Annotated in this window: 19 protein-coding genes and 1 other RNA gene; 9 read left to right on the top strand and 11 right to left on the bottom strand. The window is 36.8% G+C overall.

Annotated features, from left to right (window positions below; all coding sequences use genetic code 11):
* Window positions 1-78 precede the first annotated feature (78 nt).
* Genes A194_RS0105945 through A194_RS21155 form a run of 3 tightly spaced genes read left to right on the top strand, consistent with a single transcriptional unit; the run spans window position 79 to window position 1851 of the window.
* The gene (locus tag A194_RS0105945; RefSeq protein WP_017185943.1) at window positions 79-1011 is read left to right on the top strand and encodes a daunorubicin resistance protein DrrA family ABC transporter ATP-binding protein; all 933 of its coding nucleotides are present in this window, start codon (window positions 79-81) and stop codon (window positions 1009-1011) included.
* 13 nt (window positions 1012-1024) lie between these two features.
* Window positions 1025-1627 (top strand): ABC transporter permease, encoded by a 603-nt coding sequence (locus tag A194_RS17540; protein WP_337442952.1) that lies wholly within the window; start codon window positions 1025-1027, stop codon window positions 1625-1627.
* Complete coding sequence (locus tag A194_RS21155; protein WP_337442951.1) at window positions 1612-1851, top strand: hypothetical protein; 240 nt, start codon at window positions 1612-1614, stop codon at window positions 1849-1851. Before A194_RS17540 ends, A194_RS21155 begins: the two co-directional genes overlap by 16 nt.
* Before the next feature lie 48 nt (window positions 1852-1899).
* On the opposite strand, the gene A194_RS0105935 is transcribed toward A194_RS21155, so the two are convergent.
* Window positions 1900-2718 carry an alpha/beta fold hydrolase gene (locus tag A194_RS0105935; RefSeq protein WP_017185942.1) on the bottom strand — a complete coding sequence of 273 codons (819 nt, stop codon included), beginning with the start codon at window positions 2716-2718 and terminating at the stop codon, window positions 1900-1902.
* Between the two features lie 100 nt (window positions 2719-2818).
* Between A194_RS0105935 and A194_RS0105930 the strand changes: the two genes are divergently transcribed.
* Window positions 2819-3379 carry a Maf family protein gene (locus tag A194_RS0105930; protein ID WP_017185941.1) on the top strand — a complete coding sequence of 187 codons (561 nt, stop codon included), beginning with the start codon at window positions 2819-2821 and terminating at the stop codon, window positions 3377-3379.
* A gap of 65 nt (window positions 3380-3444) precedes the next feature.
* On the opposite strand, the gene ssrS is transcribed toward A194_RS0105930, so the two are convergent.
* A non-coding RNA gene (gene ssrS / locus A194_RS19720) (6S RNA) lies at window positions 3445-3624 on the bottom strand.
* Between the two features lie 197 nt (window positions 3625-3821).
* On the opposite strand from ssrS, the gene A194_RS0105925 reads away from it, so the two are divergent.
* Window positions 3822-4328: a CarD family transcriptional regulator gene (locus A194_RS0105925; protein ID WP_017185940.1), complete on the top strand. Its 507-nt coding sequence runs from the start codon at window positions 3822-3824 to the stop codon at window positions 4326-4328.
* Between the two features lie 166 nt (window positions 4329-4494).
* Here A194_RS0105925 and A194_RS0105920 read toward each other — a convergent pair whose 3' ends face one another.
* Window positions 4495-4752, bottom strand: a complete 258-nt coding sequence (locus A194_RS0105920; RefSeq protein ID WP_017185939.1) for a hypothetical protein — start codon at window positions 4750-4752, stop codon at window positions 4495-4497.
* A 149-nt stretch (window positions 4753-4901) separates the two neighbouring features.
* Here A194_RS0105920 and A194_RS0105915 point away from each other — a divergent pair, with 149 nt between their 5' ends.
* Window positions 4902-6329: a hypothetical protein gene (locus tag A194_RS0105915; protein ID WP_017185938.1), complete on the top strand. Its 1428-nt coding sequence runs from the start codon at window positions 4902-4904 to the stop codon at window positions 6327-6329.
* A 108-nt stretch (window positions 6330-6437) separates the two neighbouring features.
* Here A194_RS0105915 and A194_RS0105910 read toward each other — a convergent pair whose 3' ends face one another.
* From A194_RS0105910 to A194_RS0105875, 7 genes are all read right to left on the bottom strand, one after another.
* Window positions 6438-7637, bottom strand: a complete 1200-nt coding sequence (locus A194_RS0105910; RefSeq protein WP_017185937.1) for a DUF4317 domain-containing protein — start codon at window positions 7635-7637, stop codon at window positions 6438-6440.
* Window positions 7638-7976: 339 nt separating this feature from the next.
* Window positions 7977-8441 carry a hypothetical protein gene (locus tag A194_RS0105900; RefSeq protein ID WP_017185935.1) on the bottom strand — a complete coding sequence of 155 codons (465 nt, stop codon included), beginning with the start codon at window positions 8439-8441 and terminating at the stop codon, window positions 7977-7979.
* A 22-nt stretch (window positions 8442-8463) separates the two neighbouring features.
* On the bottom strand, window positions 8464-10155 hold the full coding sequence (locus tag A194_RS0105895; protein WP_017185934.1) for a sodium:solute symporter family protein: 1692 nt from the start codon (window positions 10153-10155) through the stop codon (window positions 8464-8466).
* Window positions 10156-10158: 3 nt separating this feature from the next.
* Window positions 10159-10452 carry a DUF4212 domain-containing protein gene (locus tag A194_RS0105890; RefSeq protein WP_017185933.1) on the bottom strand — a complete coding sequence of 98 codons (294 nt, stop codon included), beginning with the start codon at window positions 10450-10452 and terminating at the stop codon, window positions 10159-10161.
* A 193-nt stretch (window positions 10453-10645) separates the two neighbouring features.
* Complete coding sequence (locus A194_RS0105885) at window positions 10646-11371, bottom strand: LytR/AlgR family response regulator transcription factor (RefSeq protein ID WP_017185932.1); 726 nt, start codon at window positions 11369-11371, stop codon at window positions 10646-10648.
* 25 nt (window positions 11372-11396) lie between these two features.
* Complete coding sequence (locus A194_RS0105880) at window positions 11397-13139, bottom strand: LytS/YhcK type 5TM receptor domain-containing protein (RefSeq protein ID WP_017185931.1); 1743 nt, start codon at window positions 13137-13139, stop codon at window positions 11397-11399.
* Complete coding sequence (locus tag A194_RS0105875) at window positions 13132-14637, bottom strand: solute symporter family protein (RefSeq protein ID WP_017185930.1); 1506 nt, start codon at window positions 14635-14637, stop codon at window positions 13132-13134. Before A194_RS0105875 ends, A194_RS0105880 begins: the two co-directional genes overlap by 8 nt.
* 651 nt (window positions 14638-15288) lie before the next feature.
* Between A194_RS0105875 and A194_RS20725 the strand changes: the two genes are divergently transcribed.
* The 3 genes from A194_RS20725 (at window position 15289) to A194_RS0105865 (ending at window position 19229) form a co-directional block, all read left to right on the top strand.
* Window positions 15289-15630, top strand: a complete 342-nt coding sequence (locus A194_RS20725; protein WP_100214262.1) for a hypothetical protein — start codon at window positions 15289-15291, stop codon at window positions 15628-15630.
* 152 nt (window positions 15631-15782) lie between these two features.
* Window positions 15783-17324 (top strand): immune inhibitor A domain-containing protein, encoded by a 1542-nt coding sequence (locus A194_RS17535; protein WP_100214261.1) that lies wholly within the window; start codon window positions 15783-15785, stop codon window positions 17322-17324.
* A 66-nt stretch (window positions 17325-17390) separates the two neighbouring features.
* Window positions 17391-19229 (top strand): Xaa-Pro dipeptidyl-peptidase, encoded by a 1839-nt coding sequence (locus A194_RS0105865; protein ID WP_017185929.1) that lies wholly within the window; start codon window positions 17391-17393, stop codon window positions 19227-19229.
* A gap of 121 nt (window positions 19230-19350) precedes the next feature.
* Here the strand turns inward: A194_RS0105865 and A194_RS0105860 are convergent.
* Window positions 19351-20035: SDR family NAD(P)-dependent oxidoreductase (locus A194_RS0105860; protein WP_017185928.1), on the bottom strand; the 685-nt coding region annotated here is incomplete at its 5' end.

Below are 20035 nucleotides of genomic sequence, written 5' to 3'. Positions count from 1 at the left end.
AAATATCGTTTGACATTTCGTTTATAATAGTTAATAGTTATTATAGCATAACTTTTAAAACTGAAAAGGGGGAGCGGCATGAACTCAATTATTACTGTTAAAGACTTAAAGAAATCATATAAAAAAGTTAATGCTGTAAAAGGTATTAACTTTGATGTTAAAGAAGGAGAAATCTTTGGATTTCTAGGACCAAATGGTGCTGGTAAAAGTACAACGATAAACATGATTTGTACGATGTTACCACCGTCTTCAGGTCAAATTGTTATTAACGGCTTCGATGTTAATAAAGAGAAAGATGATGTTCGATCAAGTATAGGAATTATTTTTCAGGAAAATACCTTGGATGAAAAATTAACTGCCAATGAGAACCTTATGCTTCATTGTCGCTTTTATAATGTTCCCAAAGACAAACGTCACACCAGAATTCATGAGGTGCTTGAAATTGTTGATCTTGTCGATGAACAAGATCAACGTGTTGAAGAATATTCTGGCGGTATGAAAAGACGATTAGAAATTGCCCGAGGTTTATTACATTATCCAAAAGTATTATTTTTAGATGAACCAACAGTAGGGTTAGACCCGAACACTCGCGCACACCTTTGGAAATATATTTTAAAACTAAAAGAACAAGAAGGGATTACGATGTTTTTAACGACTCATTATTTAGACGAAGCTGAAATTAGTGATCGTGTTGCCATTATGGACCAAGGTGAAATTATAGCCATTGACTCACCAACAGCACTAAAAGATCAGCTAGGCGGCGACCTTATAGAGCTGTCAACTGAAGATAACAATCAAGCATTAAAAGAAATTGAAGAAAAAGTCGATAATGCTGATATTACTGTAAATGGAGACACCATTCATCTGAAAGTCGCAAGTAGTGACGCCTTTATTTCGTCATTTATTAAAACTTTAGAGATTCCAATTACGCAACTTAATATTCGTAAACCTACGTTAAATGACGTTTTTTTAGCGTTTACTGGACGAGAAATACAATCTTCAGGGGAATAGGGAGTGTTATACAATGGAAGGTATTATTGCCATATGGCAACGTGATTTGACTAAATTTTTAAGAGATCGAGCCAGATTATTCGGCTCATTTACGATGCCGATTTTATTCTTATTAATCTTTGGTGGTGGATTGAGCGGCACGATGGAATCGATGATGGTTGAAAATATTGGAGTTGATTCAAGCGAGTTTAACTACATTGAGTTTGTCTTCCCAGGCATCGTCGCTATGACTTTACTCATGACTGCTGTATTCTCAGCTATGTCTGTCATTGAGGATAAAAATTATGGCTATATGAAGGAGATATTAGTATCACCGATTTCAAGAGTAAGCATCGCTGTTGGGAAAATGGCAGGAGCTGCAACGGTCTCAACAATTCAAGGTATCCTACTATTCGCTTTAATCCCAATACTTGGTCTATCTTATGATCTATGGTCACTTATTCAAGTGATTCCGTTTATGTTTTTATTAGGCGCTGCTTTATCAGGTGTTGGCTTACTATTTGCCAGCGTTATAAACTCAACACAAGGATTTCAATTAATTGTTAACATTATCGTTTTACCGATGATTTTCTTATCAGGGCATTATTTCCGATCAATAACATGCCAGCATGGTTAGATGTTGTCGTGAAATTAAACCCTGTAACTTACGGTGTTGATGTTATGAAGAAGATTATGGTAGATGTTGAAAACTTATCAGAAACTGTAATGGAGACAATGGGTTTAAACTTAACCGTATTTGGTAGACAAGTGACAATTTTTGAAGAGATTCTCTTTATTGCTGCATTCACCATCATCATGATTATTTTAGCGACATTCAGTTTCAAACGAGCGAACGCTTAAATTTTACGATAGAAAGTCAAAAACGCTTGGACACACGTCCCAAGCGTTTTACTTTGCAAAACTCACTATTTGCTCATACACTTCTTTTGGCCGTTCATCTGTAATTAGATGTCCTGCTTTTTCATAAACTACTAATTCAGAATTCGGCAAGTCTTCATTTAACTTTTCCCCTATCTTCAATGGGACAATTTCGTCTTCTTTACCCCAAATCAGCAATGTCGGTGTATTAATTTGCTTTAACTCTTCAGTTAATAAGTCACCTTCTCGATGTCTTAATAACCTTAATAATGACTTATAAAAATCTTGTTCCATTAGCGGCCGTTTGTACTCTTCCATCATTTTATCAGTAATTAGCGAATGATCATATAAGACACGCTCCATGACGCCTCGCACATCTTTCTTTTGAAAATAGCGATAGGCGTACCAATGAAATAATGGCAAATAAGAACCGTAACGTAAAAACCGATTAGCCTTCTTTAAATAACCCGAACTACATAACAGAACGATTTTCTTCACACGTTGAGGAGCATATTTTGCCACGTTCAATGACACTTGACCACCCATTGAATGCCCAACAAAAAAGGCATCTTCCAATTTAAAATAATCCATAATCGCTAAGATGAGCTTCGTATAATTTTCAAAGGAATAGTTAAACGTTATTGATTTCTCACTTCGTCCAAATCCAGGTAAATCAATTAATAGAACCGAGTAATGTCTAGATAAGCTTTGTACGATTTGATTATAAGTAAAAGTTGATGCTAAAAAGCCGTGAATTAAAATGATTGGGGGCTTTTCATTTATGGAATGTTCGCAATAAACTTCAACGTCTAATACGTTAATCGTCTCTTTTTTGATTGTTTCTTCCACGTCGATCGCTTCCTCTTTTTGTTAATCATATGTAAGTTTATATGTTATATTTTAACCATACTATCAATTTAAAACCGTGACGACAAGGAGGTTTTTGTACATGTCTAAAACATTAATTCTAGCCTCATCTTCTCCAAGGAGACAGGAGCTGTTAAACCTTGTAAACCAACCTTTTACTATCCGTAAACCAGATGTAGATGAATCACAAATTAAAACCGATGACCCTGTTGAGAAAGTGAAACAATTAGCGATTTTAAAAGGTAGAGCCGTACCTATCGAACGTGATGATGAAATCATTTTATCAGCTGACACAGTTGTATCTTATCAAAATTCTATATTTGAGAAACCGAAAGATCGACACGAAGCTTATAACATGATCAAAGCGTTAAGTGAGGATACTCATGAAGTATATACTGGCTTTATGATTCGTAGTAAAGAGGAAGAAGTAGTCCATGTAGAAAAGACAGAAGTTCAATTTTGGTCATTATCAGAAGAAGAAATCGAGCAATATATTGATACCAACGATCCTTACGACAAAGCGGGAGCTTACGGCATTCAAAGCCTAGGTGCAATATTCGTTAAACAAATTATTGGTGATTATTATAATGTCGTAGGTTTACCCATTTCCCGGGTTATGAAAGAGTTGAAAAAGATTAAATAAACGCATATTAAAAACCCTCTTCAACTTAATGAAGAGGGTTGGATTATATTATTTAATAAAATATAAACCATTCCGCATGATGTCGTAATTCGATTGCCTTTTTAACCCGCATTGGCAGGTGGGTAACCGCATTAAACCTTCCAACGTCCTGACTAACAGGCGTGTTGTCCAGCTTAAAATTTAAGTTTCCCTTTTAGATCTTATAGGTTTAAGACAAAATGATACTACGAACAACGCAGAATTGGTTGTTAGAGAATAACTTCTCTATAATTAGTACTATATCAATTATAGCGAATTGTTTCAATGGTAATATAACCCAATTTCACTAATAAAGGTGACTTCTTTCATCGTAAGTGTTAACGAATTGATTTTTGTCTACTAAAGTGTTAAAATAGTAATAATGGTCAAATAAATTTGGCTGTACATTCAGGAGGTTTTAGTCATGTTAAACATTGGCGATTTAGTTATTTACTCTAGTCACGGTATCTGTCGGATTGATGGTATTAATAGTATGAAAATTAACGGTGTTACGAAAGATTATTACGTACTACACCCACTAGAGAATGATCAACAACAGCTGACGATCAATGCACCAGTAGATAACGACAAAATCAAGATGAAAGAATTAATTAAGAAGCCAGAAGCAGAAAAAATCTTGGAGTCATTTTATTTAGATGGCGTTGAATGGATTGATAACCCGAACTTACGATCACAGACTTATAAGAAAATCGTAAACAACGGGGACCGCTTTGACATCGCTAAAGTGATTAATACACTTATTAAGAAAAAGCATGAACTCGAAAACGATGGCAAAAAGCTATATGAACAAGACAACAAACACCTAACGACGATCCAAGGTATTCTATTCAAAGAGCTGTCCTTAGCATTAGGCCTCTCTGTTAAAGAACTACATGACAAAATAAACCAAAGACTTCTTAAAGCTGTCTAAACATAAATAACGAGTCTACTCAATGAGAGTGGACTCGCTTTTTTATTTAGACACGTAGCACTTTGAATTGGCCGCCGCCTAATAATGTTTTTATAAACAATTTTGGCATCGGTGAATTAAGCTTGAATTACATAAAAATTGGACGAGCTAAATTTATGCTCACGCTTTATTGAAAAATCTCCTCTTCATTAATCGCTTTAACCTCTTCTGCATGACAATCTTTACAATAAAAATAATGTAAACATTGATGGTTTGCTTTCGATTCACGATCACCATCTAACAATTTCATCGATGCAATATCCATATAAGCACTGTAGTCATCAAAGAAGTCTGTAACTTTTCCTTGATCATCTATATGTGAATCACATTTTGAGCATGTAAATGAATGCTGTTCTAAGCCATTACACAAAGGACATAAGTACATAGTTCCAACTCCTTTATTATTACTTAAATTCCCTCAAGTAAAGCTGTTTATGTACATCAAAATAATATAGGTAGAAACTGTAACACCTGCCTAAGTCAGCGCATACGAATAGGCAAGAATTACTATATTCACGAAAAGGAGTTAAAAGCATGGAGCTGACCTTAGCGCATTGGTTATATTTAGCTGGTACACTCATCATTATTTTAACGATGTTATTTAGACAAAATGTTGTCGTACCAGCTTTAGTCATGGTCTTATTTGTAGCTTGGGCTTTTACAGGTTCCTTTCTAGATGGCGTTCAAGCAATCTTCAATGCAAACTTAACAGCTGCTACTCAGTTATTTAACATCTTTTTAATTATTGCGGTTATGACGACCTTGCTTAAGTCAATTCAATCGATCGGCGCAGATGAACAAATGATTAAACCTTTTCAAAAAGTTATGCGAAATGGACCGTTAGCATTCTGGGTACTTGTGATCGTCACATACTTTTTATCGTTATTCTTCTGGCCAGCACCAGCTGTTCCGTTAATTGGTGCCCTCATGATTCCTGTTGCCATTAAAGCAGGGCTTCCACCTATAGGAGCTGCTATTGCAATTTCATTAGCTGGCCACGGCATGGCACTGTCATCCGACTTCATCTTAAAAGTAGCACCCGAATTAACAGCCTCAAGTAGCCCAGCCCTTTCATCTGGAGACGTTGGGGAAGTGACGCTAATTTTATCGTTAGTCGCTGGAATTGTTTCCATTACGATTGCTTACTTTATGATTCGTAAACATATTAAAAAACCATCACAACAAAACTTAACGGAATGGGAAGAAAGTGGAGATGATGACTTAAACATTCGCGTAAAAGATACAGAAGTTAAAAAAGGTAAATATAGCCCAATATTTGCCGTTATAGTACCTGTTATCTTTTTAATTATCGTAGCTTATGTAGTGGTCGCGACATTCTCGGATTTCATTCCTGCAATTGAAGACGGCGCAGGTTCTTCTTTAGTTGGTGGTACAGCATTAATTTTAATTATCATCATGTCACTATTTAGAAATTACAAAAGTACATTACAAGATGTTAGTAAGCACATTGTTAGTGGGTTTGTTTTCGCTTTTAAAGTTATGGGACTCGTTATTCCAGTTGCAGCATTCTTCTTTATTGGTAGCGGACAATTAGCGGCAGACATTTTAGGGACTAATCCCGACACGACACCATCATTCTTATTCGACTTAGTTCAAGCGAGTCAGGCTTATATTCCAGATAACAATTTCTTCACTGCCCTTGGCGTTTTACTGTTAGGGATGGTCTCTGGCCTTGACGGATCAGGATTTTCAGCCCTTCCATTAATCGGTTCTTTATCTGAAGCATTAGGCTCAACGACTGGAATGGACGCAACAACACTAGCCTCAATTGGGCAAGTGGGCGCGATTTGGGTAGGTGGCGGTACACTTGTTGCATGGTCACCAATTATTGCAATTGCCGGATTTGCGAAGATCTCAATTATTGACTTAGTAAGAAAAAGCTTTATTCCAGTTGTTATTGGTTTACTTGTCACAACAGTATTTGCAGTATTACTGTTTTAAAATGTGAAAAGGCCGGCTATTGGCGGCCGGCCTTTTTATTGTTAGAGAATGTCGCCTATGAGCCTCTGCTGTCTTCCAATGAGCTTCTAGGCCTGTTCTATGAACTATTTACCCTTCGCCTTCGCTCTCATCTTCTACTTTCTTTAACAACGTTTCAGGAATCATTTCAAATCCTTCAATTACTGTATTTTCTTCAACTTCAATCATCAAACAAAGCTTTCCGCCGAGTTGCGTTTGACGGACATACTTTAAATCTTGTGGACTGACTGAGATATCAGCTACTTTCGTTTTAATTTTGATCGACTTCGAATTATACTTTGGTACGACGTTGCTCGCTTTTAACTCGTATGATTCATCGTCAATGACCGTTTTAAACGCTTCTTGAACTTGTTCTGGCTCGGTATCTTTTACACCGCTACTTCTTAATACTTGCTCAACATCTTTATAATCTAACTTAGGCGGTTCTTCCTCTTCACTTTCCTCAACGACACGATTTACCTCTTCGTAAACGCTTGAGAGTGTCGATGTATTTATTTGGTCACCAGCTACTTTTCGAATCACTTCTTCAAAAACGATTTTATCTTCTTGAGCAGTTACCGCTTCTTCAGCATTTAACACCTCTTCGATAAAATGGTAGTCAAGTTCATATGCTTTTCCTGACGAATAAAGGATATGGTTCACATCAGACGCATTATCTGTAATCGCTGGAAATAAAAATCCTGAAATCGGCTTTTGTAAGTTTATAACCGGATCAACGACAATGTTATATTTAAATTCTTTTTGGACATAATCAAACAACAATTCTTTTTTCGGATCTTGCGTTTGATTCATACTACATAAAATAAATGGATGCGAATAAACCGTATCATGACTACTTTCATCTGATTCTTCACTACGCTTTTTCGTTGGGTTGCGAAATTCAGCTCGAATAAACGTAACGACGATATCCATTTCATATTGTTTATCTTTCAACATTTTCTCGACAAGCTTAAGCATTTGCTCTTTCCACTCTTCAGTCCCTTGACTAAGTAAGCCTTGATGTAAAATGAGCTGACTGCTATTTTCAACGCCTTTTTGGAATGTTAACTCAAATATCTTTTCATCTAATTGACCGGTTAACACTTTTTTGAAATTGTTCATGAACAACTCTTGTTGCTCTTCTTCTAATAGGTCAAACGGCATGCTTTGATGATGATAAATTTCGCTCGATTCTTTCATAATATAAACGTTAAAGATTTCATGGATATATAATAGATCATTATTGACTTTAAACTGTTTTTTAATGTTAGCTATGTCTTTTTTGTTCAATCTCGTTCCACTCCTATGCCTGAGAATTCATTGTTTCATTCTATCATAGAAATGAAGCTATGAACGAAACTTTAACAAAGAAAAAAGCACCCATTTTATAGGGTGCTATCGAACTTAACTTCTCGTATTACGGGTATTGGACTTGCCTTTTCTTCTTCTTTGTTCATCAGGCGTTTTAGGCTCGTTATTTCGTTTTGCTTTAGGTGCTTTTGAATCTTTAGTCATTTGAATTCCTCCATCATTAGAAGTCACCCATTATCTTATCCTTATGATCGGCGTTTATGTGTTCAAGAAAAACTGCCCAAGAGTTAATTACCTTTAGGCAGTCTAGCGCCAAATTCAAGAGGCACTCTTTATAACTTGAGTATTTACCTCTTTCTTCTGTTCCTCATTAATCCGAACAAATTGACCGGAACCAATCCAAGCTGCTAAGGCAAAGATCAAATATATAGCTTGAGTGGCAAACGCACCTTGAAGCAATATTTGTAGCCCCATACCGAAACCTAAAGATGGAATGATAATTAGAAATGTACGTAAAACACGTTCAAATCCTTTATTAAGTGGTAATGGCCAAATCTTTGAGAAGCAAACGCCCAATGCCACTCCGAGACTAGATGCAATTAATAATTGTACTAGTACTAATGGAGTTGGGAATGGCCATTCCATTATATAATGACCAACCAAATAGAAAATTTGTAAAAACAACGTAACACCAATTGCTCTTTGAACGGTTTTTACATTCATCCATGGACTTAAGATATAAACGATCAAGGCTAAACAACCTAATATGAGTGTCCAGTTCATTTAATTATTCCCTCCATCACTTCTAATCCTTTTCACTTACATCTTCGTCAATTTCAGGTGCACGAACGTTCTCGATCAGTTCTTGAATTTCTTTAGGTGGTTCTGCAGTCAAACGTGATACGATAAAACTAACAATGAAGTTTAACATCATGCCAACTACACCAACACCTTGAGCATTAATTCCAAAGAAACTATCTAATAAAGGTCCATCTGTACCGAAGATTGATTCTGATAATATAGATCCAATCATAATCAAGGTGAATAATAACCCGGTTAAGATACCAGCAATAGCACCTTCTTTGTTCATCCGTTTATCAAAGATACCTAGTAAAATGACCGGGAATAAGCTAGCTGCCCCTAAACCAAAGGCTAATGCCACTACTTCACCAGCAAACCCAGGTGGATTTATCCCGACGTAGGCTGCAACTAATAAAGCCATAAATAATGTAATACGACCGACCCGCAGACGTTGGGCTTCTGAGGCTGTTTTATTAAATATCCGATAATAAATATCGTGTGACACTGCACTTGTCATCGTAATTAATAAACCAGAAGCTGTCGATAAAGCTGCGGCAAGCCCACCTGCTGCTACAAGTGCAATAACAAATGGGGCTAAATTTGCAACTTCTGGTGTTGAAAGAACAATGATATCTCCATCAATTGAAACCTCATTTGCCTCACCTGATGTATAGTTAATAACTCCATCACCATCATGATCATTAAACTCTAACAAACCAGTCGTTTCCCATTTATTTACCCAATCAATGTTTTGTACTTCTTCTAAAGGTTGATCAGCTATTGTATCGATTAGATTATATTTTGCGAAGGCACCAACTGCTGGAGCAGTTAAGTAAAGTAAGCCGATAAAAATAATTGCCCATACTGCAGACCATCTAGCAGCACGTACACTTTTAACTGTATAAAAGCGAACTATAACATGTGGAAGACCTGCAGTTCCGGCCATGAGTGCCAGAGTCATCATAAAGACGTTGATCATGGACAAATCCGTAAAGGGTGCCATATATTCTGTCATTCCAAGGTCAATTTGTATATGACTTAATCTCTCAACGATATCACTCGTTATGAAACTTACCTGTGGTATTGGATTACCGGTTAACTGAGCCGAAATTGCAAAGGCTGGAATTAAAAAAGCAATAATGACTACAAAGTATTGAACCGCTTGAGTCCAAGTAACACCCTTCATACCACCAAGTAATGCAAAAAAACCAACTATAGCCATTCCAATTAAAACTCCGACTATGATATCAACTTGTAAGTATCTACTGAAAACTATTCCAACACCGCGCATTTGTCCAGAAATATAAGTCAGTGAAATAAATATTGTGGCAATTGCAGCAACTGCACGTGCACTACTCGAATAAAAACGATCTCCAATAAAGTCTGGAACTGTAAATTTACCGAATTTCCGTAAGTAAGGTGCTAATAGCAAGGCTAATAAGACGTACCCACCTGTCCATCCCATTAAATATATTGTACCGTCATAACCTAAGAAAGCGACTAAACCGGCCATTGATATAAATGAAGCAGCAGACATCCAATCCGCTGCAATTGCAGCACCATTTGCTACAGTAGGAACATTTTGACCCGCAATATAGAAACTAGACGTATCTCGAACTCTAGACCACCAGCCAATCGCTGTATAAATTAGAAAAGTGATAATGACTAACGTAATAGTAATTGCTTCAACACTCAATGTTTACCCCTCCTTGTCTGCTTTTAATAACTGGACATACTGTTTATCTAAACGATCCATTCGAATTGCATAAATTAAAATTAAAAGAAAAAAGACCAATATTGAGCCTTGTTGTGCAATCCAGAAAGATAGAGATACTCCAAAAAATTGCACATTAGATAAGGGTTCTGCTAATAGTACACCACCGCCATAAGCTACAATAGCCCAAATAACTAATAACCAAAGAATAAACCGTATATTCTTTTTCCAATACCATCTCTGCCTTTCATCTAACGTTTTCTTTTGTCCCACAATCATCACCCTTTCCTGCTTATTTGTTAGAGGATCAGTTAGAAAACGCTTACATTTTTACAAAAATAAATATACTGAATACTCTAACTTTTGTATTCAGTATATTAGACTTACTGATATTCAATTGGAATTTACTCTGAAATGTTTAATTGCCTACTTAAAATGTAGATGAACCTGTTTTAAATGCAGTATGATTAACTTAAATACTCTCAAGGAGATCAAAAAATTCTTTAGCAGATGATCGACTTACAGGAATTTTTGAATCACGAATGACTATGTTATATGCCCCATTAAACCAAGGTGTAATTTCGTCAATTGCATCTAAGTTAACTAAATAACTCCGGTGAGGTCGATAAAAAGGGTAGGCACTTAATTTCTCTTCTAACTCTTTTAAGGTCATTTTCGTCACAATGGCCTCATCTGTTAATGTATGAATTTTCAACATACGGTCGATTTTTTCAACGTAACCAATTTCCTCTGGCTTCAACACAACCATTTTTTCATTTGTTGATATAACGAGCTTATCTAACCGTTGTTTGGATGAATTAGACTGATTATGTAATGCTCTTCTTACTTTCCCCATAGCTTTTTCGAAACGAGTTTGATCAAAAGGTTTTAGCAAATAATCAACTGCCTGTAGTTCAAATGCTTTTACAGCATAATGATCATAAGCTGTTGTAAAAACAATGGCTGGCTGGTTTTGGTTGCTAGTACGAATTTTCTCTGCGATTTCAATACCACTGAAGTTAGGCATATGAATATCAATAAATAGTACATCCGGAAGGTACAACTTATAATATTCTAAAAGTTCTTTACCATTTTTAGCACTTGGGCAAAGCTCTACATCATATATTTGTTTTAAAAGATAAATTAACTCTTCTCGAGCAAACTGCTCATCCTCTGCAATTAATACTTGAATTGTCACCAACTCATCCTTTCTACTGTGAAAGCTATTCATATTGAATTGGGATAATAAACGAGACAGAACTTCCTTGACTTTCTAAGTTACGACAATAAAGTTGACTCTCTTCCCCAAAAATACCAATTAACCTTTCATTCACATTATATAGCGCCATCCCGTTTCCTTCACTTGAAAAGGTCACCTTCCCAAGTGAAGGGAGAACGTCTTCTGAAAAACCGACACCATTATCTCGTACTTCTATAAAAATATGTCCACGATACTGGTTAATATTTACGACTACGAGCCCATTTTCTTTATGGTGCTTTAAACCATGTTGAATACAATTTTCAACGAGTGGTTGTAAAGTAGCAGAAGGTATTAAAGCATCTAAAACATTAGGGTCGATATCTTTTTTTACTTTAAGTTGATCTGGGAAACGAGCTGTAACAATATCCAAATAAGTATTAACATGTTCAAGCTCATCGCCTAACGGAATAAGAGAGCGACTGGCAATATTTAAATTAGCCCTCATATATTGACTAAAGCTCACGAGTATTCGGCGTGCTTGTTCATGATCAACCCGCATTAAAGAATGAATTAAATTAAACGTGTTAAACAAGAAATGTGGATTTATTTGTGCTTGTAAATTACGAATTTCTGCTTCTTTTAGTAACTCTTTCATTCTTTCCGCTTCATAGCCACTAATTTGGTTAGAAATTATCGTTCCTAAACCTCTAGCCAGTTCTATTTCAATCGCACGTAATTGTTGTGAACTTGGAAAGTATAAGTTAATTAAACCAATTACTTCCCTTGATAAATAGATTGGGACCATAATCGCCGTTTGTAGAGGACAAGACTTATACATACATTGAAGCTCACTCTTATCATAAGCAACTTGCAACTCACCCGTATCCATGGCTATTTTAGATAATCGCATTTTAACAGGTTCTCCTATTTTGTGATGATCTTCTCCTTCCCCAACGAAACTCAGCACCTTTTGTTGGTCAGCAATAGCTATTGCCGCTACATCTAACTCTTTATAAAGCAGCTCAGCTAATGGCCCTGCGTTTTTCTCAAGCGATTCACCTTTTAAAATAGGTAAAGTTTGTTCAGCAATGGATAACGCCCTGTTCGTTTCTAACGCTGCTTCACGCTCTGTTTCATTTAATGCTGATCGAATCATCATCATAATAATAGCAAGAGCGATCGCATTGGTTATAACTAAAGGTATACCAATACGGTCTACTATTTCTACACCTGACTGTTGATTAGAGTTAAAAATTAAAATCATTCCCATATATAAGACAGGAGGAAAAATTCCAATAAATAATGCTTTGTTGGGAGCTATAACTCGTTCATCTGAGAAGAATTTAGCCGTCAAACCAGTCATTAAACCTGAAACGGGGTTAATAAGACTATTTGCCAACCAAGCTTCCCCACCCATAAAGACCATGTAAATACCAACTATTGCACCAGACCCCAAGCCAACATAAGGTCCACCTAACAACCCAGCAATCATAACAACAACTACCCCAAATCCTATGAGCACTTGTTCTTCTTCAACATTCAAAATCCATGAATCTACAATAATAGTTGTTTCATAATTCATAATGACTCCAATGTGTGTTCCTAATACTCCCATTACACCAAATACGAGTGCATGATAAACAATTGTATCCCATGCAATATCTCTATCGAGTAATGAGCGAAACCCCGGGATTTGTGTCAACATAAATACGACTAAAAGCAGGAGACCAATCCGTTCAAATAATAAAATCATAACATCAATCATTCGGTGGGACCCCCTGATCATCAAGATGTACACGAATCATGAATAAATCATCTGTTTCTGAATCAGTCCTATATAATAATGAACTTATAATTCCAGCTATAAAACTTAAAGGAACTGAAATAATAGCCGGGTTACTTAAACTAATTAACCCAACACCTTCTGAACCGACTAGAATTAATAAGAATGACATGAGACCACCTGTAATTACTGTTGCATAAGCACCGATATAACTATATCGTTTCCAATAAAACGTCATAATGAGCAGAGGAAAAACCGTTGAAGCAGCGATTGCAAATGTCATTGAAACTAAAAAGGCAACGTTAACACCTTGCATACCAATTGATAGATTAATCGAAATAATTCCAATAACTACTGCAACGATTCGTGCCACTCTTAACTGTTGCTTTTCATTAACATTCTTTCCCTTCCAAAGATGATAGTAAATATCATAGGAAAATGCTGAGGTTGCAGCAAATACTAAACCTGTTACTACAGCAACAATCGTAGCAAACGCAACTGCCATCACAAACGCGACTAAAAAGTCTCCACCTACAACCTCTGCCAATAACAAAGCTGATAAGTTTCCACTTGGATCTGCCTCAAACAACTGTTCCCAACCTACTACTGCAACCGTACTTACACCTAGTACGAGTGCCATCAAATAAAATAACCCAATTACCCAAGTTGCTGACATCGCCGATAATCGAGCTTCTTTAGCATTCTTAACTGTTAAAAAACGAAGTAGTATATGAGGTAATCCAGAAGTACCTAAAATGAGAGAAAGCATAAGGGAGACCTTCTCAACTGGTTGATTAAATAAGTGACCTGGATAAAAAAATGAATCACTATAAAAACTTTGGTTTTTAGCTTCATACATCAAACCAGATAAATCCCAGTCAAACCATGATAATGATATAAATACAACGAGTAACGTACCACCCATTAATAATACTGTTTTAATAATTTGTACCCAAGATGTTGCCACCATACCACCAAAGGCAACGTATAACGTCATAAAAACACCAATTACCCATACTGATATTGTGTAATCAACTCCTAATAGCAATGTTATTAATAGTCCAGACGCTACTAATTGTGGGATCATATATAAAATAGATATTAAAATACCAGTAGTTGCAACGATTAAACGAATGCCTCTCTTTGAGAAGCGCTCTGTTACCACATCAGCTATAGAATATGTCCCTAAACGCTTTATAGGTTCAGCCACCCATAACAACAGAAAAACATAAGATATTAAAAACCCCGTACCATATAAAAAACCATCATAACCATAAAAAGCTATTAGCCCTATAATACCTAAAAAAGATGCCGCACTTATGTAATCACCAGCAATAGCTAATCCGTTTTGAAAACCAGTCAAACTACCCGATACTACGTAAAATTGATTGGCTGTTCTACTTTTCTCTGCAGCCCAATGAGTAATGACTAATGTGCCGATTAATATAATAATGAAGAATACCAAGTATGTTATATTCATACATTGTCTCTCCTACTCTTTAAACTTTTGCTCTATTTTTACTTCTCGATCTATTTGTTTCATATAGTAAGAATATAGAACGCCAGAGCCCCAAGTAATAACGAAAACTAAAAATACATAACCCCACGCTAACGGCAAGAACAACACATGTTGTTCAGGTAAAGAACTTGATAATATAAGAGGGAAGAATAAGTAATAAAATAATAATAGAATAGAAACTAGTGATAGAATAGTAACTTTCTTCTTAATTAACTTATGAATATAAATCCCTCCTCAATCAATCTACTGTCCTAATGTATCGTTATTATAAAGTGGTTTTCATAATTTTGTCAATTTTTAGAAAAGTTATATTGACGACATATGCTCCAGCATCATCCCTCTTCAAATAACTTATAGGTAATTCTACACACGAAATATATTACGTTTTAACCAATTTAAGAATTTTCTAAATGTTATATATCTTGTTATGTTACTATGAAAAAAACATATTTACTAGTTAAATAGATTGTTACTAGTATGTGCTCAACTTAACTTTTATAAAGGGGGGTGAATTAGTTTACTTGTTTTAAGAAAGTAGTATGGACTTCCCCCATCCCAAAGACCAACATGAAAAAGGAATCCGTATTACAAATTAAACTGGATGGTGATTTTATGAAACTAGGAAAAATTACAATCAGTCTACTCCTTAGTTTACTACTCATACTTTCATCTACGACTACCTTCACACTTGCGGACACCCCAGAGCCCACAGAACAAGGAACTCCAGGCTTAACTGAGTTTCCAGAACCGATTGATGAAGAAACATGGCAATTACCACGAGATATGACTTGGGAGGATTATCAATCTGTTCCTGGAATCGATTGGAATGAAGCTGATCAGATTGAACCTGAATTAGAAATAAATGGTGCACTTATCCTCGTTGATTTCCCAGATCAAGAATTTATCTTATCTCAACCCGAGGTTCTGATCCCGCAGGAAACCCAGTTGGTATAGGTGAAATTCCTCGAGATGATCTACCACAATGGTGGGAAAACTACTTAAATACACCTCAAGAAATAAATAATTATTCAACAATTGATAGCTTTTGGAGAGAGAATTCTTTTGGTAAATGGTCTGTTGATCTAACTTCCTTTGGTGTTTACGAAATGGACTATAACTACTGGCAATATGGCATGGGCGAATTTGGACAACAAGAAAATATGCCAGATGGATATGATACGTATAACATTATGAACCATGCCCTTGAAGCAGCTGAAGAAGATATGGCTGCAACAGGTGAGGAATATGACTTCACTTTTATCGTTCATGCCGGCTATGGTGAGTCAGATGTCTGGCAACAATTCGGTGAAATGATGTTTGAGAGTCCTGAAGATATTCCTGATGAATTTGGTCCACCTGATTATTTAAAAGAACAATATCCTGAACTAACAAATTGGGCTAATACAAGATATGTTCCTTGGACATCTTGGTGGGCTGCAGCTGCTCCTTGGCCAAGAGCCAATATAGGACAAGGGATATCTATTCAAGGTGAAAGCAGCGGAATGGCTGTATTTGCTCATGAGTTCGGTCATATTATGGATTTACTAGATAACTATAATAACCCTTATGCTGATCCAGTTTCTAGGACCTACTCAGGACCTTGGGAATTAATGAGTCGTGGAGCCTTTAATGGCCCAGGTGGAAACCACACTAGATGGACAATCCCTTCTTATGAAGGGGCCTCTGCACCTTCACACCATATGCTTAGAAACAAGATAAAGCAAGGTTTCTTAGATGAAGAGCAGTATATTAGCATTGACCGTGATGAACTAGAGAATACAGGGCCGATTTTTACAGATGTTTTAGCCCGTTCTGTACCTTCAGGTGAAGCATTTGGTCGCGAAGGAAACTATGGAATTAACATCGAGATGGTCGACCATACCCCAAGAAATTATTTAGAGGATGATTATCGCGCTGATATGCAGCGAGGCGAGCGTTGGTATGACAACTATACGATTGAAGTTGTTGACCGTGTAGGTTACGACTCATTTCAACCTGATTCTGGTGTATTAATTGCCAAGACGAAGGATAGTGAAGCTGCGCCGAATATTTGGGTGGTTGACTCACACCCTGAGGCAATAGAAGAGGTAGATTTTTTACGTCCCGATGGTAGTGAAGAGTTGTTGTCATTAGGTGACTATCAACAACTTTCAAATGCCTTATTTAAAGCAGGAACAGGTGATGGTGCGGTAAATGAATATGTGGATGAACATAACCGCCTTCACTTTTATATCCTGGATAAACTCGAATCAGAAGACGGTGCTCTCTCTTATCGTTTAGCTGTTCGTCACCTGGATGGTTCTGGACCCTATGAAAGAGGTGTAACGGTTGAACAAAGTACAACCGAACACGCTGCACCTGGAAGAATTGCTGAGTACAACTTTAGCGTAACCAATACTGGTGAAGAGACAGATATCATTCGATTTGATGTAGAAACGGAAACAAGATTAGATTATAGACTACTAAACAACTTTGCTGAAGTAGAAGCAGGGGAAACTGTTGATATACCAGTATTTGTTGAGATTCCAGAACCAGGTCAAGACTTAAAACCTAGTGAACTTATTTTTACGGCTTTGTCAGAAACGGATGAACAACAAATTGATTCAACTTCTGTAAATGTTGGACCTGGTCAAGGAAACGGTAGGTAATAATTTGGGGTTAAGGTCAAATTTAACTTAACCCCTTCCTATAACAGTTAGTTAGGAGGCATATTCGTGAAAAAGCTACTAGGCATTACAATTGGATTTGCTTTAGCCAGCTCCTTAGTTATACCAAGCCTTTCTGCTGAGGAGTACAATAATGAATTACCTTTAAATGGATTAGTTCCAGAAACTAATTCTGAAACAACTGCTATTGAATTAGAAGAGGGTAAAACAGCTCCTATATACTCAACAGAGAATGCTATTATTGAAAATTTGTGGATAGAAACAGAAATAGATAGTGATCGCACTGGAGAAAATGACGTGGTCTCTATACAAGTTATGAGACCTAATACCGATGAAGAAATTAAAATCCCTACCATACTAGAAGTGAGCCCATACCGCGCTGGACTCAGACCACTTAACTTTTTTAATGTAGATCATGACTTAACCCCCCCTGTACCGCACAACGGTAAAGGATATGGAAGGACATATGATGGTAAGCCGATGTCCTCTCCTCAAAACCTAGGAAACTTAGGAAATTTCTATGTTCCTAGAGGTTACGCTGTTATTTTAGCTGAGAGTATTGGCAGTGGTTCGTCCACAGGTTGTGCGACAACTGGAGACCCCAATGAAACTTTAGGTGCTAAAGCTATTGTAGATTGGTTAAATGGAGACGCTAAAGCGTTTAATGATGATGGAGATGAAGTTGCTGCTGACTGGTCGACTGGTAAAGTAGGGATGACTGGAGCTTCTTACAATGGCACTTTAGCTAACGCTGTAGCAACTACAGGTGTTGAAGGACTTCAAACTATTGTACCTGTTGTAGCCATTAGTAATTGGTATGATTACTTTCGTGCTAATGGGGCAGTTGTCGCACCTGGAGGTTTCCAAGGTGAAGATGCTAGTGTCCTAGCTGATGCTGTGATGACTCGAAATAACGCTGAAGTTTGTGATCCAATTCTTGATGAGATGGTCGAAGATGAGGACCGTATTACAGGTGATTACAACGAATTTTGGGATGAGCGTAATTACTTAAATGATGTAGATCAAGTAGAAGCGAGTGTTCTTGTTGTACATGGTTTAAACGACCTGAATGTTCGTACCAACCAGTTTGCACAATGGTGGGATGCTTTATCTGATCACAATGTACCAAGAAAAATGTTCCTACACCAAGGTGGTCATAGTGCCCCTCGAACTTCTGAATATCAGGAGACCCTTCATCTTTGGTTTGACTACTGGTTATATGGAATTGACAACGGTATTATGGATGAGCCAACTTTAGATATTCAAAGAGAAGATGGAACATGGCATAAAGAAAATAGTTGGCCACATGTAGACGCTAATACTACTAAACTACATTTCCAACCGACAGAAGAGAATTTAGGAGAGCTAAAAGATTCACCTGTACCAAACCAGCCTCATGAAACTCACTCATTAGTAGATGCACCAAACACAAACCCAGAAAGTCTCGTTTCGGACCCAGATGATACTCATGATCACAGATTAGTTTACACGTCAGACCCGTTAAGCTCTTCAGTTAGAATGAGTGGTAATGCCGAAGTGAGTATTCGTGCAAACCTTGACCAACCGGTTTCTAACTTAACCGCTTACCTCGTAGATTATAATGAAGATGGCTCATTTACTATTGTTTCAAGAGGTTGGATGGACGCTCAGAACATTTATGGCCCTGAACGTTCTATTAGTCTAGTACCTGGAAGAGATTATACATTCAAATGGGACATGCAAGCCCATGATTATGTATTTAATGAAGGATCATCAATTGGAATTGTCATAATGGCTAGTGATCGTGACCACACGATTCGACCTATAACAGAGACTGAAGTAACAATAACTCCTACTAGAAGTTACTTAGAGTTACCTTTAGTTGGGGATCTTAATTTCGAGAATTAAACCTAATAAAAAGGAACTCTGTGATCACAGAGTTCCTTTTTATTAGGTTTTATAGTACTACTTCAACTAAAAAAAATCTCTTGTTGACTAGCCGTACAACTTACTACTTAAAATTAAACTGTTAATCCGCTTGCATACCACCATCAACATTATATAATGAACCTGTTACAAATGAAGTTCGATCTGAAGCTAAGAATAAAACAATCTCCGCAACATCTTTAGGCGTACCAAACCTTCCTAGTGGGATCCCTTGTTTGATCGCTTCTCCAGCACCTTCTGGGTCATCAGGGTTAACATTTTGCTGAATACCCGATAACATTTGCGTATCAATGGCTGCTGGTGCTACAGCGTTGACTCGAATGCCACTGTCTGCAACTTCAAGTGCAGCTGTTTTTGTAATTCCGGCTACTGCATGCTTTGAGGCAATGTATCCTGCCATGCCTGCAGACCCGATATAAGCTGCATTGGAGGCTGTGTTAATTATACTACCATACCCTTGCTTTTCCATTTGATTGATCACATATTTTAACCCTAAAAACACACCTGTTACATTAATATCCATAATAGTTTCAAACTGCTTTTTCTCTAAATCTTTAATTGGAATAGCTGGTCCTGCAATTGCCGCATTGTTAAGAAACACATCAATTGATCCATATGTTTCAACTGTTTTCTCTACATAACTTTTAACATCTGATTCTTCAGTTACATCAGCTTGAATCGTTAATACATTACTTGAGTTATTTAATAATTGTTTTGCTTTCTCTAACGCTTCAGAGCTAATATCAACTAATGCTACATTGGCTCTC

This window comes from Alkalibacillus haloalkaliphilus C5 (genome assembly GCF_000269905.1).
In the GTDB taxonomy this organism is placed as follows: domain Bacteria; phylum Bacillota; class Bacilli; order Bacillales; family Alkalibacillaceae; genus Alkalibacillus; species Alkalibacillus haloalkaliphilus_A.
This window is presented reverse-complemented; position numbering and strand designations above follow the sequence as displayed.